General features: G+C 55.8%; 16 protein-coding genes. 12 read left to right on the forward strand and 4 right to left on the reverse strand.

The annotated features are described in order from the left end of the window. Positions 1 to 12 precede the first annotated feature (12 nt). The 7 genes from H4V96_RS20570 to H4V96_RS20600 all read left to right on the forward strand — a co-directional run bounded on the left by H4V96_RS20570 (position 13) and on the right by H4V96_RS20600 (position 13815). Positions 13 to 981 carry a WYL domain-containing protein gene (locus tag H4V96_RS20570; RefSeq protein WP_280721133.1) on the forward strand — a complete coding sequence of 323 codons (969 nt, stop codon included), beginning with the start codon at positions 13 to 15 and terminating at the stop codon, positions 979 to 981. Then, positions 978 to 2873: a hypothetical protein gene (locus H4V96_RS20575; protein ID WP_196857116.1), complete on the forward strand. Its 1896-nt coding sequence runs from the start codon at positions 978 to 980 to the stop codon at positions 2871 to 2873. Before H4V96_RS20570 ends, H4V96_RS20575 begins: the two co-directional genes overlap by 4 nt. Next, entirely contained in the window at positions 2870 to 4405 is a 1536-nt protein-coding gene (locus tag H4V96_RS20580; RefSeq protein WP_196857115.1) for a hypothetical protein, read from the forward strand. The genes H4V96_RS20575 and H4V96_RS20580 overlap by 4 nt, the downstream gene beginning before the upstream one ends. Then, a complete protein-coding gene (locus H4V96_RS20585; protein ID WP_280721134.1) occupies positions 4399 to 9798 on the forward strand; it encodes an FtsK/SpoIIIE domain-containing protein in 5400 nt (1799 codons plus the stop codon). Before H4V96_RS20580 ends, H4V96_RS20585 begins: the two co-directional genes overlap by 7 nt. Before the next feature lie 16 nt (positions 9799 to 9814). Further along, entirely contained in the window at positions 9815 to 10921 is a 1107-nt protein-coding gene (locus H4V96_RS20590; RefSeq protein WP_196857113.1) for a DUF262 domain-containing protein, read from the forward strand. A gap of 100 nt (positions 10922 to 11021) precedes the next feature. Next, a protein-coding gene (locus tag H4V96_RS20595) for an IS3 family transposase (RefSeq protein WP_280721203.1) occupies positions 11022 to 12529 on the forward strand; the annotation gives its coding sequence in 2 pieces (ribosomal slippage) (positions 11022 to 11439 and positions 11439 to 12529; 1509 coding nt in all). A 41-nt stretch (positions 12530 to 12570) separates the two neighbouring features. Next, a complete protein-coding gene (locus H4V96_RS20600) occupies positions 12571 to 13815 on the forward strand; it encodes a hypothetical protein (RefSeq protein WP_280721135.1) in 1245 nt (414 codons plus the stop codon). 326 nt (positions 13816 to 14141) lie between these two features. On the opposite strand, the gene H4V96_RS20605 is transcribed toward H4V96_RS20600, so the two are convergent. The 4 genes from H4V96_RS20605 to H4V96_RS20620 all read right to left on the reverse strand — a co-directional run bounded on the left by H4V96_RS20605 (position 14142) and on the right by H4V96_RS20620 (position 20760). Beyond that, a complete protein-coding gene (locus H4V96_RS20605) occupies positions 14142 to 14981 on the reverse strand; it encodes a phosphoadenosine phosphosulfate reductase family protein (protein ID WP_196856600.1) in 840 nt (279 codons plus the stop codon). Next, entirely contained in the window at positions 14974 to 18312 is a 3339-nt protein-coding gene (locus H4V96_RS20610; protein ID WP_196856599.1) for an ATP-binding protein, read from the reverse strand. The genes H4V96_RS20605 and H4V96_RS20610 overlap by 8 nt, the downstream gene beginning before the upstream one ends. Beyond that, positions 18305 to 19234, reverse strand: coding sequence for a DUF4007 family protein (locus H4V96_RS20615; RefSeq protein ID WP_196856598.1), 930 nt, complete (start codon positions 19232 to 19234; stop codon positions 18305 to 18307). The genes H4V96_RS20610 and H4V96_RS20615 overlap by 8 nt, the downstream gene beginning before the upstream one ends. A 1160-nt stretch (positions 19235 to 20394) precedes the next feature. Further along, positions 20395 to 20760 carry a helix-turn-helix transcriptional regulator gene (locus H4V96_RS20620; RefSeq protein WP_196856597.1) on the reverse strand — a complete coding sequence of 122 codons (366 nt, stop codon included), beginning with the start codon at positions 20758 to 20760 and terminating at the stop codon, positions 20395 to 20397. Between the two features lie 120 nt (positions 20761 to 20880). On the opposite strand from H4V96_RS20620, the gene H4V96_RS20625 reads away from it, so the two are divergent. The 5 genes from H4V96_RS20625 to H4V96_RS20645 all read left to right on the forward strand — a co-directional run bounded on the left by H4V96_RS20625 (position 20881) and on the right by H4V96_RS20645 (position 25699). Beyond that, positions 20881 to 21630 carry a hypothetical protein gene (locus H4V96_RS20625; RefSeq protein ID WP_196856596.1) on the forward strand — a complete coding sequence of 250 codons (750 nt, stop codon included), beginning with the start codon at positions 20881 to 20883 and terminating at the stop codon, positions 21628 to 21630. A 248-nt stretch (positions 21631 to 21878) separates the two neighbouring features. Beyond that, positions 21879 to 22268, forward strand: a complete 390-nt coding sequence (locus tag H4V96_RS20630) for a helix-turn-helix transcriptional regulator (protein ID WP_196856595.1) — start codon at positions 21879 to 21881, stop codon at positions 22266 to 22268. A 191-nt stretch (positions 22269 to 22459) separates the two neighbouring features. Next, positions 22460 to 22825, forward strand: a complete 366-nt coding sequence (locus H4V96_RS20635) for a hypothetical protein (protein WP_196856594.1) — start codon at positions 22460 to 22462, stop codon at positions 22823 to 22825. A gap of 436 nt (positions 22826 to 23261) precedes the next feature. Further along, positions 23262 to 24323: a GGDEF domain-containing protein gene (locus H4V96_RS20640; protein ID WP_196856593.1), complete on the forward strand. Its 1062-nt coding sequence runs from the start codon at positions 23262 to 23264 to the stop codon at positions 24321 to 24323. Positions 24324 to 24547: 224 nt separating this feature from the next. Then, positions 24548 to 25699 (forward strand): AI-2E family transporter, encoded by a 1152-nt coding sequence (locus H4V96_RS20645; protein ID WP_196856592.1) that lies wholly within the window; start codon positions 24548 to 24550, stop codon positions 25697 to 25699. Positions 25700 to 25736 lie beyond the last annotated feature (37 nt).

Genomic DNA, 25736 nt, shown 5'->3' on the forward strand with positions numbered 1-25736 from the left:
TAGGGGAGATTATTGAAGGTCGCGGACATCGGGTTGTCGCAAACTAAGCGAGAGCGGTTGGCTTTCCTGGAGTTGCAGGCCTTTTTCACGGGTGAACTCCAACGCGGTGACATAGAATCGCGCTTTGGCATCAAACCTGCGGCGGCTTCGCGCGACCTGAGCATCTACCGCGAGATCGCACCAGCCAATCTCGATTATGACCAAGTAAGTAGGCGCTATCGCCCTGCCGATGGTTTCACGCCGATATTTGAGTTCCGCTCCGAACGCGTGCTCAGTTGGCTGCAGCTGGGTTTCGGCGATGGCTTAGAGTTGGGGCTAAAACAGTCAGCTCTTTGCGAGGAACCAGGCCGGCTTCCGCGTCCAGACATGGATATCCGAGCTGCCACCACCCGAGCTTTGTTCGCCAGAAGTCCGATCCGCGTCAACTATTTGTCTCTTTCCTCTGGGCCGAAGCTCCGCGATATCGTCCCTGCCGCTTTGGCGGACAATGGCCAGCGTTGGCACGTTCGATCGTTTGACCGCGAGCGCCAGCGGTTCGGAGACTTTGTGTTGACTCGTATTACCAAGGTCCAAGAGCTAGATTGCGAACCCGAGGCGCGCGAACTTCTCAGTACCGATGAACAATGGGCGCGGATGGTGGATTTGAAAATCGTTCCTCATCCAGGCATCAAGCAGCCCAAGGCGATTGAGGCCGGCTACGCCATGACTGCCGACGTGTTGAAGATAAAGACTCGAGCGGCCCTCGCTGGCTACGTCTTGCGGCGTTGCTCCATCGACGCCAGTCCGGACCATCGGCGCGATCCAGATTCCCACCACCTTTCGCTTCGCAACACGCCAATTCTATATGGTATCGAAAGCGCGATGCTAGCGCCTGGTATTGAGCCATTGGAGCCTTCACGGGACGCGGCAATATCGAAACCCAGCCAACGATGGCCAACCATGACAAGACAGCCAACCATTCATACGGGAGTTAGCAATTGACAGAGCAAACTACGATTGCCAATGAGCCGGGCGCACCTCCATCAAGTGCGTGGGTGCGTTTCCTGCGTACTTATGGACCGACCCCGAACAATCTGACAATGTTCGACGAATATGTGGCCGGGGCCGTGGGCCGGGCCAAGGTGCAGCCTATAGCTCTCAGCACGCCGATGCTCGAACCCATGAAGGCTCATGTCGCCTCGGGCAAGCCGGGTTCCATGCTGATCGCCGGAACGGCCGGCGATGGAAAAACTTACCACTGCCGCGCGCTGTGGGCATCAATGGGCGGCGACCCGCGCGCGTGGGCCGCAAAGGGAAACATCAAGGAGCACCGCCTAGCCGATGGCCGTTTGGCTGTATTCATCAAAGACCTCAGCGAGTTCAACGGAGAAGAAAGCGATGCCCCGTTAGCCCGTCTTGAAAAGTCGGTGCTTGGTGGCGACAACACCGAGATCGTTATCTTAGCCGCCAATCACGGCCAAGTGCTAGACAGGCTTCGCGACTTAGGACGCAGACAAGAGCGCAAACATCCCTTGCGCAAACCATTGCAGGAGTTTTTTTTGCAGGCGGGCCAAGAGCCCGAGCGTCTCGCCGTGTTCGATCTAAGCCGTAGCGTGGGCCGGATGGCCTTGGAGGAAGTAGTCGCGGCGGTCGCTAAGCACGTCGAATGGGATAGCTGCGCTAGATGCTTATTGAAATCTGACGGCAAAGTCTGTCCGATCTATGAGAATCGGGAGCGCCTGCTCGGCAGGAGCGATGCCGCTCAACTGGGGCGCCGCTTGGGCGATTTGGTGGAGATTGCCAGGCTCAATGGTCAGCATTTGCCAGTCCGCGACCTACTCGCGCTATGCGCCAACATGATCTTGGGACACCGCGACGCCAAAGACGGCTTAATGTCATGCGCCGAGGTCGCAAGGATTCAAGAGCAAGGAGCGGTGGATCGCGCGAGCGTTTATGGCAATGCGTTCGGAGCGAACCTGCCCAAGCGGCGGCTTGCCGACCGGCCTGTATTTAAGGCGATGGCGTCCTTTGGCGTTGGCGACGAGACTACGAATGGTGCCGATGGCCTGCTGGTCTACGGCAAGGACGACGTAAAGCTCGCACCGACGTTCGCCCGCTTAGTCGGTAGCGATCCCGTCTACGGCGCCACGCCTAGGCTATTAAGCGCCCAGAATAAATATCTCGAAGGTGAAGAGGCCGCCCGGATTGACGGAGGAGCCGCAGGCTTCATGGAGCTACTGCAGGAGCAGCGCCGAAGGCTCTTTTTCACCTTGCCGCCCGGTGAGGAAAGCTATCCCTTCTGGGCGATGACGGTGTTCCGTTTCGCGGGTGAGTATTTAGAGATGCGCGCCGCAGTCCAAGAAAAGAAGGCGGTTGCCGAGGTTGTGCGTGGTCGACTTGTGCGCGGCCTTAATCGAGTGATGACAGGCCTGTTGATCGACAATGTCGATCGAATTTTCGTCGCTAGCTCAGGAGGCTTTACCCAATCGCGTGTCAGCGTCCTTTGCGATACCGAGGCCCCATCGCGGCGCGTCAACGGAGTGGGCATGGCTATCAAGCTCGATGCGAAGACTGGTCGGCCTTTGCTAGACGTATCGCTGGCCCAAGGCCCAGGCAATTCCGTGGCCTTCGATCTCACGCCTACACGGTTTGAGTTCCTTTCGCGCGTTGCAGAAGGCGCATTGCCGGGAAGTTTTTCCAACGAATGCTTAGAGGACATGCTGGCGTTCAAAGCCAAGTTGCTGCGCAAGGCAGAACTCATTAGAGGCAGGAGCCATCTGGACGACGATGAAGAGGTCGGCGCTGACAACGGCTCGCTGACGCTCAACTTTATCGACATTGAACAAGGTGGCCATGGGTTCTCTCGGCCTATAACCGTGAGGATTTCGGAATGAGACAGCGCGTTGACATTGATCGGGTCGACTTCGCCGTCGATGAGCATATTTGGGGCCATCGTCTCTATGATGAGCAGTTGCCGCATTTGACGGTGCTGGAATTCCTGGGCGTGCTGGGATCGAATCTTGATAGCCCGTTGATCGCCACTCCGGATGACAAGGTGCGATACCGTCCCCAGCATCAAATTCGCCTTCGTGGCCTGCTGTTCAACAATCCCTTCGTCGAGGCGATCCGCGAACGGTCCATCACTGACGAGGAGAAGTGGCGCGAGTGGGGTGTCATGTTTGCCCAAGATGCGACCAAGCATGGCGACGAGGATATGGCTTATCTACGCAAAGCATTTTCCAGCTTTGACGATTTTGCCAAGGCCATCGAATTGCTGCGGTCGTCGGCGTTTGAAGCTCGCAGCAACAAGCGTTGGAGCTCGAAGTTCGTCTTTCCCTTTGGCCCCGACGCGATGTTCGAAGATTTGCGGATCGACTCGAGTGGGGCGAGCAATGACCGTCGGTTTTTCGCGCGGACCGGCGAACTGCTCTATTTGATGCTTAGTCGCGCGACTCATGGGCCGGAGCTCGGAGCGCAACTCTCTGAGCGGCTCTTCAACCGCTCGGCCCCGATGAACCGGCTTGTCCGGGCATTGCAGGGCGAGCCGCAGTTGGCATCCAACTCGCGCGATGTGGGGTATCTACCTCATGCATCCAACCCACGCTTTGATCAACTCTGTGACGACTGGTTGGCGATTCTTGCCAAGGACATGCCGATCTACGACGCTTTGGAGCACTTGATCACCTCGGCTGGACTGAACCTACTGCTCTATTTCCTTGAACAGGCCAAGGTCCCAGCGGGCGATGCCGAGCCTGTGGAATTTGTTTGCGAAATCGTCTCCAAGGAACGAACCAAGGTTCGGGCTCTATCCGGCGACAGCTACCAACTCAACCAGGGTCTTTCGCCCAAAGCTGTCCGGGCGTCCATTGAGCAAACCCGCATGCTGTCGGAGTGGGAGGCTGCGTCCAATTCGGACTACCCCGATGCGGAGCGGGCTAGCATCATGCGCGAGCTCTTCCAGTGGCCGTCGAGCGATTCGGACGACGAGGCAGACTACACGCGCATGTCCGGAGACAAGCTTATTGAGACCCTAGTGGATATGGCGCTCTCCCGTCATGAGCAGCATGTTGGAAAAATTCACGCTTCGTGGTCAAGGGCCATTGGGCTTAGCTCGCGGCGCCTTGCCCGGCGCACGCGATACGCACCCAACGACCGACTCATCAAGACGTTGGTGGTGGCAATCGTCAATGACCGCATGCAGTTCGACGAGTTTTTATCCGAGGCCAAGAGGCGCTACGGAATCGTCATTGGCGATGCGGAAGGCTCGCGCCTTGTAGCAGATAAGAAGGTGGACCAGGAAGTGCTCAGCGAGAACCGCGCCAATCTGGAAGCGCGGCTGGTTGGGCTAGGGTTGGTGCGTCGGCTATCCGACTCATGCTCGTTCGTGGAAAACCCATTTGGATTTAAGGGAGAAGAAAATTGCTGACCGATCGGATCATTGGGCGCGTCGGCGCTGACATACTGGTGAAGCGTATTAGTGACGCTCGCCAGGCCGATGGCTCGGCGCAGGATTCGGCGGCGCTGTTCCGTCTCGACAAACTGTCGGCGTCGCAAGTCGCCTCAGTCGTTCGCGCGGTGATGGCCAACCACGATCTTACCGCGCGTGTTGACCTCATGATTCCCGAGTCCTTGGTCGAAGGGCAAGGACTGCCGCCCGAATCGCTGATTCAGCATAACGCTGGCTTTGTGCGCAACAATGCGCAAACGGACAAAGAGGCGATCCTCACCGCCAACGGCAATGAACACAACCTGGCCGATACGCTTGGCCACGTTACCGCCTTGGGCGCCAAAGAGCTGCGCGCTGACGTGTGCGCCTGGGTCGATGCAACATGCCATGTCGCAGGCATCGCGCCGGTTCCAGACGACCGTCAGGTGTTCCGCTCGGCCCTTAAAGGTTTGATCTCTGCCAGCGATCTTTCGCTGGTTCAGCTCGGCGATTTCTGCGCCCATATTACTGAGGCGATGTCTCCAGCTCGTGGCTTGCCGATTCGTGACGCCATCGGCTGGTCCTTGCCTAAGGTGGGCCTGCCAAGAGACACGTCGTTCTTCGCTAACGCGAGAACCTATGGGACTTCTGATAAACCGTGGAAGAAGGCTTTTGATAAGCTATTCACGCATCGCGCACCGCTTATGTTGCGGCTGCGGCCAAATGGCCAGCCACTTGACCAGGATGAAATGCGCCAACGTTTGGAAGACAACGCGGCCGATATTTCCGATGCTGCACGCGTGGCCTTGGAAGCATTCATTAATGCTCCGGCAGGTGACAGCCAGGTAGCCGCCGAAGTAGCAGAACTCGAATGGGAAACTGATGGCGTCTGCCATATTTTCGACAAGCCCAAGGAGAAGCTGCAGGGGTTGGCAGAGCATACGTTGAAGTTTTTCGAGCACGATTGTGAGGATGCCGAGGCCCTCGACGAAAAATGGAAACGCCACCTTGAAGATCTCAAGGCCCGCGAGAAGCGCTCCGAATGGAATGATGACGACAAGATTTTCTTCGAGCTGCACCGGCGCCACATCGAGCAGTCCCGGCAGCTCCATGCGCGCTGGGAGAAAGCTATCTTTGGCAAGGCCATCGAATGCACCGATTTTCTTGATGGCTTTATTAGCGTAGCTCACCATCTTTTAGCCGGAGCTGGCGACACGGCGGGGGAGCGATTCCTCCGCTTCACCGTTAACAAGGGACGCAAGGAGTGGCGTGAGCGCTTCAACTACGACGTGGGCTCCTACTTCTCGGCGATGTATCGCGGGTTGAACCAGCTGATGGGCTCGAAGGTGGATTGGAGGGTTGAGCGCATGGGCGCCGGTAACCTGCCTGACCCGCTCTTTGATTACGAGAAGTTCTTCGCCAGGGAGAAGGAGCTTCGGGGGACGCTCAAAGCTGTTTCATCGCTGGCCCGGAACGCAGTCCAGATCAAATTCGACGTGGCGCTCGTTCAGCGAGTGGGTGATCGCGAAACGGTCATCGACAAGACGCAACTCGTGTGGAGTTATCGCCCCGAATCCATCGGCCTGGCGATGGTGTCCGACATGCGCCGCCTGTTGGAAAAGGGCGCAGTCGGTTGCACCGAAGTTCCGCGTCGTCTGGTCAGCAAGAAGGGCGGCGTGCAGAGCGTCTCGCTGCTCGACACTGGAACGCTTGAAGCCACTTTCTCGCGCGATGCCGGCTCGCTGGTTCCGCCTGCCAATAAGCTGCGCAGTTTCAGGGCCGAAATCAAAGATCGCATCAAGGATCTTGCGGCCGAGGGGCGGTTGACCAAAGAACAGCGTGACGAGTTGCGCGCGGCTTGGGACGCATTCGAGGCTGACTACCTTTTGGCCATGAAGGATTTCGTCGATACCGGCCTGCAAGGCGAGGCTGTCATGCGCCAAGCGGAGTCGTTTGCCGCGTTGCTCAATGCGTTGATGATCCATGCCCGAGGGGATGTGTGTCGCGCGAAACTGGTGGCCGAGGTGCTCTCGATCGGCACAGCCCGCGTGTCAGGGGAACAGCCGTCGCTCATCATTCCACCTTGGCACCCGGAGCGCATGAAGGCGCTTGCGGTGAAGACCCGACGCGTGGCAGGCCTGGCGACCCATTTGCTCACCAGTGACAGCGTGTTGTTTGGGCACCGCGACATTTTCTTCCGAGAGTTTTCCGAAGAGCTATCTCATCCGTTCTATCCCGAGGTCGCGGTTTTGCAGCGTGGCAGCGAGCCGTTGCTTATGTCCGAGTGCAGCACCGTCAATGGATATAGTCTCTTTGAGCGGCCCGTCCGTGGCGACGAGGATTCGATGACGGACGTCGACCCGACGGCGGCGGCCAAGCAAGCGCGTGAACTTTTGGAGCGCTACATTGGCCTCCAGCCTCACGAGGCGGCCAATCTGAGCGTCTTGCTTTACAACGCCGATGCGGCTGAGCTTCCATTGGCCACCGTGCGCGAGCTCGCCGGCCTGCAAACGGAGGATGAATTCCAGTGCAACGTATCTGTCAGGCACAGCGATCCGGCTAAGCTGCGCCGAGTCTATGCGGAACTGGTCAACAAGGCGGGGGATGATTCTGACATGCCGGTGGTCAGCGAGACATCGGATAACTTCATTTCCAAGCTGCGCATTGCCGTCACCCCGGCCTCCGCGACGCCAGGTCAAAACGAGGGCGGCTTCAAGCCGTTCGATGTGGCGTTCTTGCATGATGTGGTGTCGCGCACAGCTGTCGAAGAGTGGCTCCCTATGGACTGGACCAATGATCGGCCTAGCTTGGAGCATGCTCCATCGCGTTGGTCATATCGTAGCGTTTCGGGTGAGAACGAGCTTAAATCGACCACTTTCCTGACCTGCCCCTGGCAGACCGCCTCGGGTTGGGCTTATGTCAGCGCTGTCGCCGCAGTGCATCGCCAGACTGACGCTCCGGTGGGGGCCCGCTATCTGCCTGCGCGTCGCATCTCTTTGCAGCATGAGGCTTTGGCCTCGACTATGAACGATGCCCACGCGTTGGCCGAGTGGGTTGCCACTTATGACGAGTTGCTTGATAAGCGGCAGTTGCAGCACAACGGCATCACGGTAGTGCGATACCGCCGAGCTTCCACGAACGGTCGCAACATGATCGTGAGCTCAACCTCCGAGTTGCGCCTGCTTGGCGTACTAATTCGTCGGCGCCTGGGCGAGCTCAGTCTTTCGCTTGGCGGCGACGAACTTGATGCAGTCGCTGCGCGGATGAAGAAGGACGCCCTATCGGTATCAGGCGACATCGTCCTGCGAGCTGCTAAGCGCGGCGTCTCCGCTGGCGAAATGCTCGGCCTGGTCCTCAGCCGCCATTTGGTCTCCGAAGAATTCGCCGCTCAAGCCGCTGTCGGCCAGTCGTTCAGCGTGTTTTTCTTGCTCGATGACTATGCCGACTGGCTCGCGCAGCGCGAAAGCCGGATCGCCGACATCCTGGCTCTATGTGTTGAGGAAGTCGATGACAAGATTCGGCTGCGCATCACAGTAGTCGAGTCCAAATATGTTAATGCTGATGGGGCTGCCGAGGCCAGACGATCATCCAAAGCGCAGCTCATGGCGACGTTGACCACGTTCCGCGCTGCATTGTTTGGCGACCCAGGTCGGCTGGACCGCGATGTGTGGCTGTCGCGCTTGGCCGACTTGTTGATCGATGCGGAGATCCCGCCGGGTCTCTCGGGACTGTTGGAACGGGCTCGGGCGAAGCTGCGCGAAGGGGACGTGGACATCGCGTTACGTGGCTACTCGCATGTATTCATGCATTCCGTGCAGGCGGAGCAGTCTCAATCGGTATCCGAGCAAATCGAGATCGACGACACCGACGACGTTCAAGCCTGGCAGGAGGTCTTTGATCGGCCGGAGTTGCGCAAGCTCGTGGAAGCCTACGCGGCCGGAGTCGGCGCCACTGATGATGCCAGGGCTTTGCTCGGGGGAGCCGAGCCGTGGAAGTCGGTCGAGTTCAAGCGGCCCGCAGCGCGCGTCGCTTGGCATGCGATGATGGAGCAGCTTGGCCAGAAAACGGATCCAGCGCAAGAAATGAAGGTCATCGTTGAGCCCCTTCAACCGGCTCAGCCAAGCCCGTCCACGGCCGCTCCCGTGGACGCGACACCCGCAACGCTACTCGCGCAAGACGAGGCGGTTGCTTCGGTTAATGCGGCGGCCTTAGTAGGGCCACATTTGTCGGCTCTGATCGTTGCCAAGCAGGCTGGGTTGGCCGTGGCGGATGATGAGCGCGAGGCATGGGCGCAGGAGACCACCAAGAAGCTCAAAACGGCCTTGAACGGCTACGGTTTGCAGGCTGCTGTATTGGGCACGCGCATGACACCCAATGGCTGCCTGGTACGCTTGGCTGGCTCGGATCGCCTAAGGGTCGAAGACGTTGAGGCGAAACGCACGCAACTGCTGACCACTCACGCCATCAGTTTGGTGACCGTGCAGCCCAAGCCTGGCGAGATTGTGGTGACAATTGCGGGTATTAAACGTCAGGCTGTGTCGCTATGGGACTTGTGGGCCAAGCGGCAGCTCAATCGGAATGTGGCCGGCATCAATACTTCATTCGTCTTGGGGCTTCAAGAGATCAATGGCTCATTGCTCTATTTAAACCTTGGCGGAGAGTTTGGCGGATTGTCGTCGCACGAGCCGCATTCTCTTGTAGCAGGAGCCACTGGCAGCGGGAAGTCGGTTCTGATCCAGGCGATTCTTCTCGACATCGCTGCGACCAATCCGAAGGAGCTCGCTCAGATTGTCCTGATCGATCCAAAAATGGGCGTCGACTATGCCGCCTTGGAAGACTTGCCGCACATGCGTGAGGCGATCATCACAACCAAAGAGCGTTCGACAGAAGTGTTAGAGGCGCTTGTCGAAGAAATGGAGAACCGATATAGGGCATTCGCTCAGGCCCGGGCGCGCGACTTGGCCACGTTTAACGCCAAAGCTGCGCCAGATGCGCGTCTGCCCATGGTTTTCCTGATCCATGACGAGTTCGCCGATTGGATGCTGGATGACGCCTATAAGGGCGCGGTGGGAGCTGCCGTGCAAAGGCTCGGTGTGAAGGCTCGCGCCGCTGGCATTCACCTAATCTTTGCGGCGCAGCGGCCTGACAAGGACGTGATGCCCATGCAGTTACGCGAGAACTTGGGCAACCGTTTAATTCTCAAGGTCGCCAGCGAGGCCACCTCTAAGATCGCGCTTGATCGGCCCGGAGCTGAATTGCTGCTGGGTAGAGGGCACATGGCTGCCAAGCTCAATGGTGAGCAAGGACTTGTATTCGCACAAGCTCCGTTTCTCTCGGACGATGACATTGTTTTGGCAGTCAGCGCCATTCGATCAGATTGCAAAAATAAATAAGCAAAAAAGGAGCTGTATGAGTCAATCTTTCACGCATAGCGCAGATAGTCTGCAAAGCTTTTTCTCGCAACCTGGGCGTGGGTTTTATATCCCCTACTATCAGCGGAATTACTCGTGGGACGAGGAAAATGCGGAGAAGCTGGTTACAGACATTTTCTCAGGTATCAAGCGGACGCTCACGAAGCCGAATAACAGTATTTTCCTCGGCACGGTAATCTTGCATGACGAGAAGAATGTGATGGTTGGGACGCACACGGACACGCCTAATCTGTTGACCAAGGTCTCCAACGTGGTCGATGGACAGCAGCGCATCACATCAATCGCAATGTTAGCTTGTGTGTTGAGTCACAATATTTCGAATTCGGTCACAAAGCTTAGATCTTTTGCGCCGTTAGCCGCTGAGTTTGGGATGCTAGCTAGCGAGCTTGACAACGAGCAGCCCGAGATTCGCGAATTTTATTCTGTTGAAATTAAGAAAAATGGAGCCCAGCCTCGCCTCAAACCTTTGATTATTCGGGCGGGGGACGTGACGTCGAATCCGGTGTCGGATCAGTGGACTCTGGCCGGCGTTGGTATGAATTTTTATCGCTCCAATACTTCCAGTTTTTTGTCTCAGTTCATTGATGGTATTCCATTGCAGAATATTCATAACGACGAGCGAGTTAGAAGTGTCCTTGAAGTTTTTCAGTCCCAGATTGAGAGTGAGGTCAATGATGCCGATTTCACACTAGCCAATGGCTTATTTATTGCCAACGGCGTAACGGATGGAAGTCTTTTGAACTTCATGGCATATCCTCCCAACCTCTTGAACATTCAAGCCCTGTCGTCCGATGCGCAATCGGCGTTTTATGGCGGCATGTTACTTTTGGCGGCCTGTTCTTTCTTGAAGAATTCTTGTCATCTCGTCGTTATTGAATGTCTGGATTTAGGGCTGGCGTTTGACATGTTCCAGTCTCTGAATGCGACGGGGACGCCACTAACAGCTTTTGAGGTCTTCAAGCCCATGATCGTCAGAGATTGGGCCGCGAACTACTCAACAGTCATCAAACCAGTAGTGGATAGAATTGAACGTGTGTTTGAGACTGAAAGCACTGCGAGTGGAAAACCCCCTATGTCAGGATAGATGTCGCGTCACTTGAATCACTTTAATCCATCCGGGGGCGGAGCAAAGACGTATAGTGAATCAGTATCCAGCAGAGCGCAAGGAAGCCATCCTTCGGCAAATGATGCCGCAGGAGAACAGGCCGGTATCGGCCTTGGCGAAGGAGAATGGTATCTCGGAACAGACACTTTATACTTGGCGACGAAATCTACAATCTCAGGGAGTGGCGGTGCCGGGAAATGGAAAGAATGCCGTGGTGTGGTCGTCGGCGGATAAATTTGGGGTGGTGCTGGAGACAGCACGCATGAACGAGGCCGAACTGGCTCAATACTGCAGGAGCAAAGGCTTGTTCGTCGAGCAGGTTGCCGATTGGCGCGAGGCCTGCCAGCAGGCCAATGAAGCGCCGGCCGAGCGTCACCGCGAACTGCGCGCGCAAGGCAAAAGCGACCGCAAGGAAATCAAGCAATTGAAGAAGGATTTGCAGCGTAAAGAGAAGGCACTGGCGGAGGCGGCGGCGCTGATCATTCTCAGAAAAAAAGCCCAGGCGATCTGGGGGGAGCCAGAGGACGATTGATCTGCGCCCCAGATCGCCAGCAAGTGATTACGCTAGTTGAAGAAGCTGTTGACGGCGGATGTCGCCGTGCGCAGGCGTGTGGTGCGCTGGAGATCAGCCTTCGAACCTACCAGCGCTGGATGCAGGGCAGTGATGGCAGTCAGGCGGACGGGCGCAAAGGCAGTCGGCGCGTGGCACCGGCCAACAAATTGAGCGAAGAGGAACGCCAGCAGATTGTGAAGGTTGCCAACAGCCCTGAATTTGCCAGTAGTCCACCTAGCCAGATCGTGCCGACCTTGGCTGATCGGGGCGAGTATCTAGCATCAGAATCGACCGTCTACCGGATATTGAAAGACGAGAAGCAGCAGCATCACCGCGGCCGAGCCAAGAAGCCCAGCACAAGGGTCGTCACAAGCCACTGCGCAACCGAGCCGAACCGCTTGTGGGCGTGGGACATCACTTGGCTGCCGACCAGCGTGCGAGGCTTGTATCTTTACTGGTACATGGTTCTTGACGTCTACAGCCGCAAGATCGTCGCGCACGAAGTGAACGTCGCCGAGTCTGCGGAAATGGCGTCGCTGCTGATGCGCAAGGCCAGCTTGGCCGAGGGGCTGGCCGGGCGTGAGGTGGTGCTCCACTCGGATAATGGCAGCTCAATGAAAGGCTCCACAATGTTGGCGACGCTGGAAAAGCTTGGGATCATGCCGTCGTTCAGCAGACCCCGTGTGAGCAACGATAACGCCTACGCCGAGTCGCTGTTCCGGACTTGCAAATACCGGCCAAACTATCCGAGCAAACCGTTTGAAAGTATCGAAAAGGCGCGACAATGGACGCTGTCATTTGTGCAGTGGTACAACCATCAGCACAAGCACAGCGGCCTGAAATTCGTGACGCCTGCGCAGCGCCATGATGGTCGGGACGGAGCGATCCTAAAATACCGCAAGCAAGTCTACGAGGCCGCCAAACAACGCCATCCTGAGCGCTGGGCCGGGACTACGCGGGATTGGGAATTGAACGATGAAGTCTGGCTGAATCCAGAACGGAAACCACCAGAGGAATTAAGAAAAGCTGCATGACTTGACGCGACATCTTTGTTGACAACTACCGAAAAGAGGAATTGACGGACAGGGTTATTGTCTCCTCTGCGCTGATCTATAACGGTGAGGTTATCAGCAAGAAATTTAGTGATGAGCGCGATTGGCTCTTCGATACCCTGCCCAAGCCGCCCAACACACTTGCCAAGGATTTCGTGGCTTGTATCGCAGATCAAGCGGAATATTGTTCGCATTTCATCCTTCCCAGGAAATCTCCGAAGAATGCTCAATCTTTTGGTTTGGTCAATTATTTGCAAGGTCTTGGACTGAATGCCCAACAAGCCGATATGTCCGCACTGTGCATTTTCTTCTTACGTGATGCGGGGCATCAATTCGCTCATAGTGTCCTAAGCGTTTTCTATGCCAAGCTCCTTCGAGCTCAAGGAAATACTGCAGCTGTTGCCTTTGCTGCGGCCGAGTTTCAATCGATGTGCAAGGCTACGGCAGCTTTCTTTACACTTTGGATGGGAGCTTTGCAAGGACGTTTCCCTGATTCAGACTATCGTCAACTGTTCCAGTCCACGACGGCAAATATGTCCGTCGCATCCGGAGCGGGAAATCAAAACGAAGCGTTTGTGAAGAATGCGTTCAGGAATGCATTAGCGGCTCACGGAATTTACGACGCTGCTAACGCCGTTGCGGCACGTCAGTTGTGGGTGGGGCAGGCCAAAGAAACAGCGTGGTATTCACGGAAATCAGTTTGCCGATTCGCTCTCTTTGTCGCTTCTCATGATGCCGCCCCAGATTTGACAGCTGGTAATGAAGGGCTTTTCACTAATGGCATGCCAAACTCGACCAACCTGCTTAACTGCCGCTCATGGCACGCTAGCGAATACGAAGTAATAGAGCACGTCGCTACGCGCGATCAGCCATCCACCATTAAATTCCCTGCGCATTTTGATGCATCCATCTATCCCGGTAACTTTTCGGTCGTTGACAAGATCGGTAACCTCACGCTGCTTTCTGTGCAGGTAAATTCGTCCGTCTATTCGGAGTGGCCCGACAAGGTCTATTATTACTGGAGCCTCACCACGCCTAGCAGCACTGCAACTGGACCATCGGGATCGGCATTGATGGCTGCGCTCGGATTGGCAAGCATTCCGCCAGGCTTGAGTGCGCTAACGGCTGCCTCCAATTATTTATCTCATCTTGCTCCTCTGGCGTATAGGGGAGAACAAGGGTTTAAATGGGGAGCTAGTTTTATCGATCGACGATCCGAACACATTTGCGGCCGAGTTTTTGATAAAATCGATCTGTGGCTGCGTTGATCCGTCATTGCGATAATATTCGTTTATGGAAAATTAGTATCAATCAAAATTTTAGTGAATACGAGACATTACGAATGTCTTCCGGGATAGGGCTTAGTGCACCTCGTTATACACAACTTTTTACCACTTTAAAATCAAAGGGTTACAGCAATTTCTTCAGCGCGTACCCCACAGTGGTGGCGCCAGAAAAATGCTATTTTTCTTAGCTTTCAGCCGTAAATTGCTCGAATTTTAGGCAATTTTTGACATGGACGGTGATTCCGAGATTTTCTTGGATACTTGTGTATAACGATATGATCTTAGAGCCGACACGGACATGGTGATAGTTATTTGTGGCAGACTACACAAGCGCCATTGCCCTCGTCGTCGCCATAGATGTCATCGATGTCCTCAAGCGTTTCAACCGGACGCAGAGGATTAATCGGGCGGTTCGCTAGATCTCTTTGCTTGCGGCGTTCGAAGTCGGTGACGATCTGGATGATGCGGGTAGGCTTCTCCAACTCGTCGAGCGGTTCGCCTTGGGTCCAAGTAAATGGCGAGCCATGTTCCAATGCGTTCTTCTCGTATTGTTTGGCCTCCTCGAAGGCATCAGGGTGGCGTTCTTTGAGCCGCACCCACTCAATTTTCTGCTGGAAGAAGCAAAAAGTGCATCCGCTACGCGAGCGCCAGTCATAATATTTCGGGACGCCGACGCCTGACGATTCTAAGATATCCATCACGCCCTTTTTATCGATCCCGCTCTCGCGGAAAGGAAGACGGACTTTCAAGTTTTCATGTTTAGACGTATAGCCTTCGCGATATTCTTCGTCGGCGCGGATCGCTACGTAACTTGTGACCGTGTCCCCTGCGGCAAGCATTGGCCTAATCCATTGTTCGAATGGCGCAAGCTTCAACTGCCTGGTGCACCAGCGCGTTTGAGCCGACGGCAGGAAATGCTTGTATTCGCGCAGCCAGAAATCGAAATCGCGACGCGGATTTAACCTGGCGATTGGCTTGCCCAGAAAACCTTCGAGGCGGCCCAGGAATTCATAGACTTCGGGCAGCTCTTTGCCGGTGTCGGTGAAGAAGTATTCGACGTCGAGCTCAGGGTGGTGCTGGCGGACGAAAACAGCCAGGGCGGCGCTGTCCTTGCCGCCAGATATTCCAAGAACATGTTTTTCAGCCATGAGACTTCTCCATTTTTGCGTCCTCTTCAAGAGTCAGGCGCATTCCAGCTTTCGCCAGCGCGGCGAGCAAAATTTCAGTACTGTGTCCACTTGCCAGCAGAGTGGTCGCTAATTTTTCAGCCATTGATTCAACCGCATCGCGATGTCGATCGGGAATGGAGAATGAGCGCGACACAGTGCGCGTTTGAGCGCCAGCGCCAATGACCACGGCGAAGGCTTCGGTAGTCGGCTTGCGACCTTTAACAGATGCAAAGGCTTCTGCTTGCCGGAATCGAAGGGCAGCTTGCGCGATATCTAAAAGAGCATGATCGATATCGCGATCGTTCCAATCACGTGGAGGTTTGTTGGCGGCCAAGCTCAAAATGCCTTCGATGCTTTCCTTGCTTCCATCATGTTTAGCAAGTCGCGCGGCAAAAGCGTCCTGACGCAGGTCTCCCGTCACGCCATTCAACACTTCCGCTCGCGCGCGTAGCCGGTCTAATTTGTCGGCAGGCGCGTCGAGAGCTTCGAGCATCGAAGTCTCAATGCACGCAAGCAAATTGTCATAAGCGTGGGCGATCTCAGCAATAGGACCGCGAAGCGCATCGACGTAGGATCGATCCCTGTTCTTCTCAAGAAGCGCGGCTAGATCAATGAATAGAACTTTGTGAGGGTCGCTGGCTTTTAGCAGCGTGTCGCGCACAGCCCGAGCGATGTCGCTGATGGTATGAGTGCGTTGACTCCATGCAGGCAAGCCGAAGACCATCCCGACAAGACCGCGCGCCGCTTCCAGAGGATCACGAGTATTCGCGGACGCGCCGACCTCGGCAAGAATGTCGGAGATCCCAGCAAGAATACTGGCCTTCTCTTGGTCGATCAAAATCCAACGCATGGAAAAACGCGAGGAGTCTTGAAGGTACTCGTCGATGTCCGCATCGGTGACGCGGGGAATGAACATGCCCTCCTTATACAGAGCGAGATTGCCTTTATGGGCAAGCAAAAACGCAGTGAACAGCACGGGCATGATGCCTTTGCGGACGCCATACGGCGGCTGGGCCCAGAGCTCGTAAAGATCAGAGATCTTCACTCTCGTGTTCGCATCGGTGAAGAGCTCGCGCGTCTCTTTCCAAAGATTGCAAAAGGTCGGGGCATGTTGGTCGTCAGGCGGTAAGAAGCGCCATGCGCCATTGCTATCCTGTCGATGCAGCCCCGTTGCTCGGAGCAATGTCTCATAGAGGCCGCGCTCGGCAGGGAAGCCCGATACGCCGAGATTCTCTTCTTCTTCATGGTCGAGCATGCAGTAGAGCAGGTCGCGGCGAGCCTTGACGCTGTTGCTCGAAGGGCTGTCGCGGTTCAAAAGCTCGCTCCACAGTTCCGGGGCGGAAGGGTAGACCGCATCGGCCAAATTGGATGTGACAGGGGATAGACGCCCGTTTGTTTCGAACTCGTCTTCGCCAGCGATCCATCGCGCGTTGATCACAGCTTCACGAAGTTGCTCTTCAAGATTGGCGCGCACCGACGAGATTCTCGCTTGCACTTCGCGGCGCGCGACCGGATCGCCGTTGAGCTCATGGCGCGACTGGACAATTTGGAGCGCGAGAAGCTCGGAGCCGAGATCCTCGATTTTGGCGTGGTTGCGCGGAATGCCAATGACCACCGGCCAAGGCTCCACCCTTGAGTGTTCGTGGCACTTGCGCAGCGCGGCTTTGCTGTTGATGTTCGAGCCAGGTAGCGCCAGGAGAAATAGGCCGAAGTCGCCATTGTGGGGTTTGAACTTCATGGCGATGCGTTGGACGTCGTCCAAACGGCACAGCGCCATGTTCATCCATCGCATCGTGCCAGTTTCGTGATAGTGCCGCTTTGCGATGACCGGATAAAGATTCGTTAAGCTTTCGATCAAGGAGAAATCGACGCCAGACATCCCTGCTCGGGCTTGCGAAATGGCATTGTCAATATCGAAGTCGCTGCCTTCGAAAACCGACCAGGCTCCTATGTGTTTTTTGAATAGGATCACTCTCCAATTGGAAAGCTGCTCCAGAGCGGCTTCGACCTGCTCAAGCGTGTGGCCGTAGAAAAGCGATTTGAGAACGGTCGACTCCGCCGCAAGCCCCGATCCATTGCGGAAGAGATCGATCACAGCAATGTTCTTGATGAGCTCGACATGCAATGCATCGGTGGTTTTTGCTTCGGCGCGCTCGACGGCCTCGACGGCCTGAGCCCAACGGTGTCCATCTGGCGACGACAGGATCGCCGGCTCCAAGTTGGCGCGCAGGTAGTCCCAATAATCGTTGGGGCGATACCAGGACGATTGCAGTTGTGGCGTGGACTCTAGGTAGGAGCGGAATCCGGAGGGCTCGACCGAAGCCAAGAAGCCAAATGTGCTTCGTTCGTTTTGCCCAAATTGGCGTTTTGAGATTGGACCTAACAGAGCCGCCATGGTCGGATGCAATGGCCAGCAGGCATGTAAGCTTTTGGAGAAGCTCTCGCCTACAGCGGGGCGCCGTGCACGGATGGAGTCCGCGATCTCAATGGATGCTGGCATCATCCAGTCGGGCGTTACCTCAGCGTGGATGGCGCGGCCGATCAACTCCACAACCTCGTCGCTTGCAGCGACCAAAGGTATGTCGGAGTATCGACCTTGAACTTTGACCCAGTCGTCGCGCGTCCCGATGCCAAGCCGAGCCGCATATTGGCTGAACGATTGGTGAAGGATGCCAATGACGACAACCTTGCCAGCGGTCCGCGCCGCCGCTTCCGCGAGCTCTTGGAAGAAATAGACGTCGTCGCCCACGCCCAGCGCGGAAGCTTCGAGAAACTTGCCCATCTCATCGATGATGATCAGGACGCCATCGTTCTTCTTGGACTCGGCGGCTTCGCAAATGTCCGCGATGAGGGCCGAAGGGTTAGTCTTGCGTCCATCATGGCTAAACCCCTGCGCTTGGCGAAGACCTTTGGCGAGTTCGGATACGACACTCGCTCGTTTGCCGACGATCGGGACGGTCAACCAACCCTTGCGATGGGGCAGAGCCTGATCAAATGAAGGAACATCTTCCAGCCTTAGAATCTCTCGGGCTTTCGCGCGCAGATTCTTGTCCGCGCCCAGGGCGCTCGCGAATGCAACAGCCAGCGACGATTTGCCGCCGCCGAAGGGGCCGGTCCAACTAAATGCCCGCTGATTGCTCTCCAACAGTTGCTTGGTCATGCTGCTTAAAACGGAGGTAGCCGTTCCATGGCAGATATAACCGTTCAAAGCGTCGGGGCGGCCAAGATCGATATCGATGCGTATCGAGCGCTGATAGTGGCGTGAGACGTGGACGATGTCCGAGAGTTTGATAGTTTGCGTGTTAGACATAGGCCAGCTCGATCATGCGTTCGCTGAGGTTTTCAGCCTTGTTGATGTTGCGATGAACTTGCCTCAGGCCTGCTGTGTCGGTCCAAGAAAGCGCTCCGAGTGTGAGGTCCTCAAGCGCAAGAAGGCGCTCGGCGATCGAATCCTCGTCGAGCTTGAATACCCGTCCCGGCGATCCTTCGCCAAACGCGATGGCTTCGAAAGGGAGAGAGCTGAGTCCCGGCGCGGCCGTCTCCCAAAAATCCAAAAGCGCGTAGGCGAACATCCCGTCATGCAACGTGGCCTTCGGGCCGCGGCGGAAGGCGAAGTAGCCTTTGCGCTCTTCAAAAATCAATCCCAACTCGCCAAGCATTGGCTCGGCATAGTCCTCGGGTGAGCCGCCTGTGGACCGTGGAGCATAGCCGCGAAGGCACGTTTCGATATCTCGCGACAAAGTTGCGGGAGACAGCTTGCGATTGGGGTCCAAGCTTCGCGCGTATTCGGCCAATGGGGCTTCAAGGTCCTCGCGCGCGAATGTCGGAATGGTTACATGGTTGAAGAGCCATTTCCATGTGGTCGCCCGATTGCCTTTTCCTGCGAGCCACCAATGCGCATACCAAGCAGTGGTGGGATTTTCCGAATAGGGGTCCAAGCCGCCGTCCTTCAAGACTGCGTTGGCGGCATCGGTGACTTTGTAGGCGCCGCTTGGAGCGCCTTCCTCCGTCATCACATTGCACGCCAACGCCCAATGCCGTATCGCAGCGACCATGTTCTTGCCAACGCCGAACTCGGCGATCGCATTGTCGTCGGTGAAGGTCGATTTCAGGATAATGCCGCGCGATTTCGCTTGGTCGAAGGCTTTTTTGAGCCACATTTGACGAAGCGGAAACGTCTCGTGTCCTGAGAAGTGCGCCTGAACGCCTTTGGATGCTATTTTTTTCTTCATGCCTGCAATTATAACTGGAGACCTTCGCCAGTGGCTCGCTTTCCCGTCTAGCTACTACAGAAACTGGATACCTTCACCAGCGGGAATGGGGACGCATATTGCCGCAGTGTGCAGACGTCTACACTTATTTTCACTAATTAGTTCCTCTTGCGGACGTTAACAAAAAACATCAAATACTTAAATAACAACTCTCCACATTAGAGAAAGCACTGTGAAAATATACAGTATTTTCACATTTTTTACGATTGCTCTTTCTTATTACCTTTCGAGGAATTCGAAAAATTTTGCACAAAACATATTAAAACCTATTTTCTAGCGCCTAAGTAGGCGGTTCAGCTAGTTTGCAGGAAACCTAGAAAGCAAATTTCTCCACTATGTCCGACGGTTGGTGTTGGTTGATTGGCAAGAATTCGACCTCCGTCACATACACAAGGTCGTGTCGATCAGCGGTGTATTCAAATTTTTGGAGGTAGACGCTGTGCATGGTGGGCGCGGTGATGATCGATGTCGCCGGGACTAAAGTGCTCAGCACGACGCCACCTCTCCCGATCTTGTTCAAGCCGCCGGCGAACATCTGAGCCCTGTTGAATTGCGAAGTCTAGCAGGTACGATTGTCAAGGTGCCGATCTCGACGGCACCTTCATCGTAGTAGCACAGTGGTGCGGGCCACAGGATTAGGAAATATTGAATCGTACGCCTTACGTATCATCCCTGTATTGCCTGCAGCGCACCACCGCGGAGATCACCATGCCCCACAGCCACTATCCGGCACACCGCACTGGGTCAACTTCCAACACCTCAGGCATAGGTCAGAAGATTGGATGGGCAATCGTAAGTATCAGGGCATCACCGCTTTGAAGGCAGATTTTGATTGCTTTAAGCTTGAGCGATGAAGATACCGTATGAAAATTCGAGCCCGTAAAAAGCGACTTATGCAAAGGCGCCGATCTCAATTTAATCGAGACACGGTTCAGGGTCTCGCGGAGGCCAAGGCTGGCCTGTTGTCTCCCTATTTTTCAACAGCGAAGATCGCGCGTGGCTGGACATGCCCCCCGTTGAAAGGGAGTTTGGAGCCGCTCGTTTGTAATGGCGGCGAAGTAACTGTTCAGTTATGTCTTAAGTCGGCTTAAGTGGCGCCATTGCAGACGGCATGCGGCGCCTTACCTCTTGCCGCCCGCAGGCGTGGCAAGTTTGGCGCACATTTCCGTGACCCAACCGAGCATCCAGACGCGATCTTCTTCGCTCAACGTGTTAAGGGCTCCGGCCAGATCAATGGCCTGGTCAATCGAGCGAGCAGAACCGGCGCGCACCAGCGCATCGAGCGGCACATCAAAAATCTCCGCTAGGTCAATCAGCCGGAGCAACGGCGGCAGTGTGGCACCGCGCTCGAAACGTGAGATGGTTTCCTGCTCGACGCCCAGTTGCGCTGCCACTTGCTCCTGCGTGAGGTTGCGCGCGATGCGCTGCTTCGCCAATGCCTTGCCGATCCTCTTAGCAAATTGCCCCTCCTGCCGCGCCGTGACCATATTCTACATTCCATGATGAGTAACCACATGAATGGTGGTGCCGCGGAGAAATTCTGGTAACATCAAAATATGTGGTTAAACCACAAATTTTGCATATCAACCTACAGGATGGAGATGTCGATGCCCTATTCCCCCGCTATCTTTCGGTGTGTGATGATCGGTCTAGGGCTGGCCATTTCCGGGTGTACGACGCCGACCATACCGCAAGACCAGCTCCACAGTTATGCGTTGCTTGTCCCCCAGGACTTGTACGGAAACGGTGCCGCGGTCACCGAGATCGATCGCGGCCCCAACCGAGTGGCACTGCAGATGACGCTGGAGGGCCTCCATATTCTGCCTGGCACGGACACACGACCCGGCGTCAACGTGCGGCCTGGACGACATAGCATCGTGGTGCGGGTCTGCCGTACCGGCAGCACTGAGAGCTGCAAGCCGGATACATACATATTTGAGGCACAGCCTGGTGTGGCTTACGTCCTGCGCGGGCCGGGGCAAACCATCGTGATGCTGGACCGATTCAAGAAATCTCCTCTGGGCGAACTTTACCCGGCCGCACAGCATGCATTCGTCAGTCAACAGGAATGGACGATGATGCGAAACGCTGAACTCACGGCCGCGGTTGACGCTGGCCTCCGGGTCAGCGAGCAGCGCCAACGAGATCAACCAACGATCCGCAAGGTTGGCGCGCACGTCTGCCAAGAGGCGGGCCGCGGCATTATTTACAGCGGGTACGTGGCGAAGCTTACCGATGACAAGGTGCAAATCCGTATCGCCGAGGCGCATTTCAAAGGCAACCCCAGCCTCCGCCCTGGTGGCTTCGTCCCCACGACGATATGGGCGTCGCCGATGCAATGGGATCTGTGTAACTGATCGACGGATTCCCCTAAAAACAACAAACAACATCCGCATTATCTCCCCGTCGGTCACGAATACGCTGGCCCGAAAACGTGACGCCGCCCCCCTCTCACTAGAGGGGAACCCCTCCCAAAATCCACCTAAGTACTTGATTTTCAGCAGTTTTTCACTATTGCAAATATAACATCTTGTAGCCATCCGGCACCTGCTCGTGTTAACTTCCATTGACCGTCCAAATCTAAGCACCGATTGAAAAGAAAATTATGGCAAGCATGTTGTTTGGTAGTGCATTCAACGTGACGCGCATTCGCATGCAAAAGCGTCAGGGGGAAATTGCACGCCTCGCAGGAATCGACGCGAGTTACTTAGCGAGTATTGAATGCGGTCGTAGAAAGGCTCCCAATCGCGATGTCGTGGACAAGCTATTGCCAACGCTCAATGTGGACGAGCCTCTGCGCAAGAAGCTGCGCAGTCTCGCCATCATCGATCGCATGCTAGATGTAGTAGAGGGCCAGGCCGCCGACGATCTAACCATTACTCGTCTGAACAAACTATTGCGCCAGGTGGCTGATTTTAACGAAGGGGAATGGGACTCATTAGAGTGTGCACTCGCTGCCCTGACCAATCAATGTCTGCGACGGAAAGAGGGATAACCATGAGCTAAAAACCAAAAAAGCACCGAAACCCACAAGGGGCTGGCGCTTTTGGCTAATGCAGTAAAACTGATCTCGCAAATCTAGTTTCTACTGCCCGCCTTCTTAAGTCAAGCCCTCTTGTCGACAAATTCGTAATTTTTTCATTGCGATCTGGACAAAACACGTCCATTACTTTGACGAGAATAACCATGACCAAGCATCAAGGAGGGACGAGCACGTCCCACGCTGTGACTATGAACGTCCCAGCCGACCGCAGAGCCAAGCTGCGCCCGGGGCGATTTGGCAAATTAGAGACCTCTCTCGATACCCGCAACGTCGAACCGTATCTCTCCCATAGAAAAGTACGCGAGATCGTTACGGTCAGCGGTCGCAGCCCACGGGGTTACTTTCCTAGCTACAAAGGACAGTTACTGAAATTTGAAAGCCTCATTGAAGCGGACGCACTGCGGGTGTTCAATGTGGCGAGTATGGTGACGTCGCTGGTAACGCAGCCCGTCGTTTTGAACATCCCCACAGATCTTAAGCCCCGCCGCTACATGCCTCGCTGGAGTTAACATGAATGGAGGCGTTATTTTAATTTTAAGGAAAAAACAAAATAGCGAAATTCTTATTTTAAGTTGGCACTATCGAGCCGCCTTCGGCCACAGCACTTCGCCAAAGATTTGCAACACTTGTTCAGACTAGCAGCCCAACATCGCTTCAAGACGCCGACGATGCTGGCGGCGATATCCTGATTGATCTTGCTGCGCCAGACGGTGTACAGCATGGCCTCGATATAGCTGTGTTGATCGAGCAATAAGCGCCCTTCCTTCACAATGTCACGGCAGCAGGACAGTGATCATCGTCTTTCCTCTTCCGTATCACCCTTCTCACCCCAGAAACCAGTACACTAGTTCTTGAGCGCAACTACTTTTGTAGGCGCGTTATACTTCCCGCCGGTGCCGGCAGGTGTCCCTGCCGTAAGGCTTATTGTCTGCCTGGAAAAATACAATGTTCACTACGCGCAGCCTGTCTCCTGCCTTGTATTACCTGTTCTTTTTAGGAGAGCCGGAACAGCAGCAGCGCTTTTTCAAGGAACTGCATTTTATTTCAATAGCCATACTGACGTTTGGTATGACTTGCTGGCTGGTGACGTTCAGCCTGACCCTACCGCGCACTCCGATCGACCCTGCACAAGCGGAGATGGCTCTGGCAGGCATGCTGGTGGGGCTGCTGCTGACCAAGTATGCCAAGTCGCTGCACGCCACCATCGCCTGCGGCACCGTCAGCGTGCTGTTCATCAGCTTCGGTTTTCGCGTACTCATGCTGGGAACGGAAGAACCCGCTTTCTGGGTGTTGCCGCTAGGCGTGATGATCACGCTGACGACGGCCCCCATCTTCAGCGGCATCGCGTATTACTTGGGTGTATCGCTGTGCGTGTGGGCCATCCTGGGAGTAGGGCAGTTTCCCGTTCATGCCGGGCGCGTGGACCAGCATTGGCCCGTGCTGGCCGTCGCAATCAGCGTGATCATCGGCTTGGCGCTGAATATCTATTTTCTCGTCTTGCGCATTAACAACCATCGTTCCCATCGCGAGCTGGAAGCGATGGCCTATAAGGATGGCTTGACCGGGCTCAACAACCGGCGCATGTTCACGCAAAGCGCCCGCGTCCTGCAACGGACGACGCATACGCCCGCCTATTTCTTGATGATCGACATCGACGACTTCAAGCAAATCAACGACGTGCACGGCCATGAGGTGGGCGACGAGGTGCTGAAACAGGTCGCGGACATCATCGCAGGGCTGTCGGGCGGGCACCTGTGCGGCCGCCTGGGCGGTGAGGAATTTGCCATCATTTACCAGGGCGATGCGAATGCGGCTTGTACCTTTGCCGCGCAGCTGGTCGACAGTGTCGAGACGGCTTTCGCGTCGGAACGCAAGGTGTCCGTCAGCATCGGCATAGCCGAACTGAGCAAGGAAGCCGATTTGTCGCACAGCTACCGGCGCGCCGATGCATCGCTGTACCAGGCCAAGAAAAGCGGCAAGAACCGCTACGTGTTCAACGCCACTTGATTGTGCGCCGCTGACGGCGTTTCATCGGGCAGCGCCAGCTAGCGGGAAAAATAGGTTCACGGGGAGCGATGATAGGGAAAAGCATTGCCGTGACGCGCAAGAGCATGGCATTTTGACATTTTACGGTATGATTTCCGGCCGTGCGGCGCGGTCCGCTCCCTGCCTTGCCCACCCTGTCCTTCAAGCCTGCCACGCTTGCGTCGCATCCTGCCCTAAGGAATCATATGTTCGGTTTTAACTTGCGCGTTGCCAAGATGGTGTGGACGGCTTTCCTGATCACCTTCCTGCTCTTTCTCACCTACAAGGTCTCGTCGACCCTGATCGTGGTGACGTTTGCCGTTTTCTTCAGCTATCTCGTGTATCCACTGATCGAACTGCTGGAGCGGTATGGGCCGAAGCGCCTGCCGCGCACGGCCAATATCGGCATCGTCTTCCTGGTGGTGATCTTGCTGGTGGCGATACTGGGCTCCATTTTCGGGGCACGGATCGAGGAAGAGGCGATCAAACTCAGCGATCAGTTGCCGACCCTGCTCAAGGGCAACAACTTTGCCGAGCGCATCCCGTTGCCGGAATTCATGGAACCCTTGCGCGCGCGCCTGCTGTCGTTCATGCAGACGCAGCTGAGTAGCGGCACGGGACAAGCCATGCCGCTGGCGAAAGAACTGGGCTTGACCGTCATGCATGCGGCCAGCAACCTGATCTATCTGGTGCTGGTGCCCGTGCTGAGCTTTTTGCTGATCAAGGAAGGGCCGGATATGCGCGACGGCTTGCTGTCCCTGTTAAACCGCCCGAACAAGAAACTCTGGGGCGCCATCATCGATGACCTCGACATCTTGCTGTCGCGCTATGTGCGCGCGCTACTACTGTTGTCAATCGCCACTTTTATGTCCTACAGCATCGCTTTTTCCCTGATGGGCGTGCCGTACAGCCTGCTACTGGCGGGAGCTGCTGCCTTACTCGAATTCATCCCGTTTGCCGGCCCGCTGGCGGCCGCCGTCATCGCCGTCGTGGTGGCCGGTTTCAGCGGTTTCGAGCACGTGTTCTGGCTGATCGGCTTTATCGCCGCCTACCGTTTATTCCAGGATTACGTGGTCAACCCGTACTTGATGAGCGAAGGCGTGGAAGTAAGCCCGCTGATGGTGATCGTCGGCTTGCTGGCCGGCGACCAGCTCGGTGGCGTGGTGGGCATCTTCCTGTCCGTACCCGTGATGGCTGCCATTAAGATTGTCTTCGTGCGCGCCCGGGCGGCCTTGCAGGCGCGCCACGATGCGTTGGAGAAAGCGGAACAGGCGGCAGAAGAAGCACGCGCGCAAGCCTTGGCCGAGGCTGCGCTGCTGCAGGACCAGGGCAGCAAGGTGGCCCTGGAGCAGCAATAATTCGGAATCAATACCACCTAAAAACCATCACCAGCAC

The sequence above is a fragment of the Janthinobacterium sp. CG_23.4 genome (assembly GCF_029892305.1).
In the GTDB taxonomy this organism is placed as follows: domain Bacteria; phylum Pseudomonadota; class Gammaproteobacteria; order Burkholderiales; family Burkholderiaceae_D; genus Janthinobacterium; species Janthinobacterium lividum_D.

What these genes read in the sequence shown, in the direction of transcription:
- H4V96_RS20580 (WP_196857115.1), top strand. Translation starts at nt 2,870, where the DNA reads ATGAGACAGCGCGTTGACATTGATCGGGTCGACTTCGCCGTCGATGAG.
- H4V96_RS20590 (WP_196857113.1), top strand. Translation starts at nt 9,815, where the DNA reads ATGAGTCAATCTTTCACGCATAGCGCAGATAGTCTGCAAAGCTTTTTC.
- H4V96_RS20605 (WP_196856600.1), bottom strand. Translation starts at nt 14,981, where the DNA reads ATGGCTGAAAAACATGTTCTTGGAATATCTGGCGGCAAGGACAGCGCC.
- H4V96_RS20610 (WP_196856599.1), bottom strand. Translation starts at nt 18,312, where the DNA reads ATGTCTAACACGCAAACTATCAAACTCTCGGACATCGTCCACGTCTCA.
- H4V96_RS20615 (WP_196856598.1), bottom strand. Translation starts at nt 19,234, where the DNA reads ATGAAGAAAAAAATAGCATCCAAAGGCGTTCAGGCGCACTTCTCAGGA.
- H4V96_RS20620 (WP_196856597.1), bottom strand. Translation starts at nt 20,760, where the DNA reads ATGGTCACGGCGCGGCAGGAGGGGCAATTTGCTAAGAGGATCGGCAAG.
- H4V96_RS20625 (WP_196856596.1), top strand. Translation starts at nt 20,881, where the DNA reads ATGCCCTATTCCCCCGCTATCTTTCGGTGTGTGATGATCGGTCTAGGG.
- H4V96_RS20630 (WP_196856595.1), top strand. Translation starts at nt 21,879, where the DNA reads ATGGCAAGCATGTTGTTTGGTAGTGCATTCAACGTGACGCGCATTCGC.
- H4V96_RS20635 (WP_196856594.1), top strand. Translation starts at nt 22,460, where the DNA reads ATGACCAAGCATCAAGGAGGGACGAGCACGTCCCACGCTGTGACTATG.
- H4V96_RS20640 (WP_196856593.1), top strand. Translation starts at nt 23,262, where the DNA reads ATGTTCACTACGCGCAGCCTGTCTCCTGCCTTGTATTACCTGTTCTTT.
- H4V96_RS20645 (WP_196856592.1), top strand. Translation starts at nt 24,548, where the DNA reads ATGTTCGGTTTTAACTTGCGCGTTGCCAAGATGGTGTGGACGGCTTTC.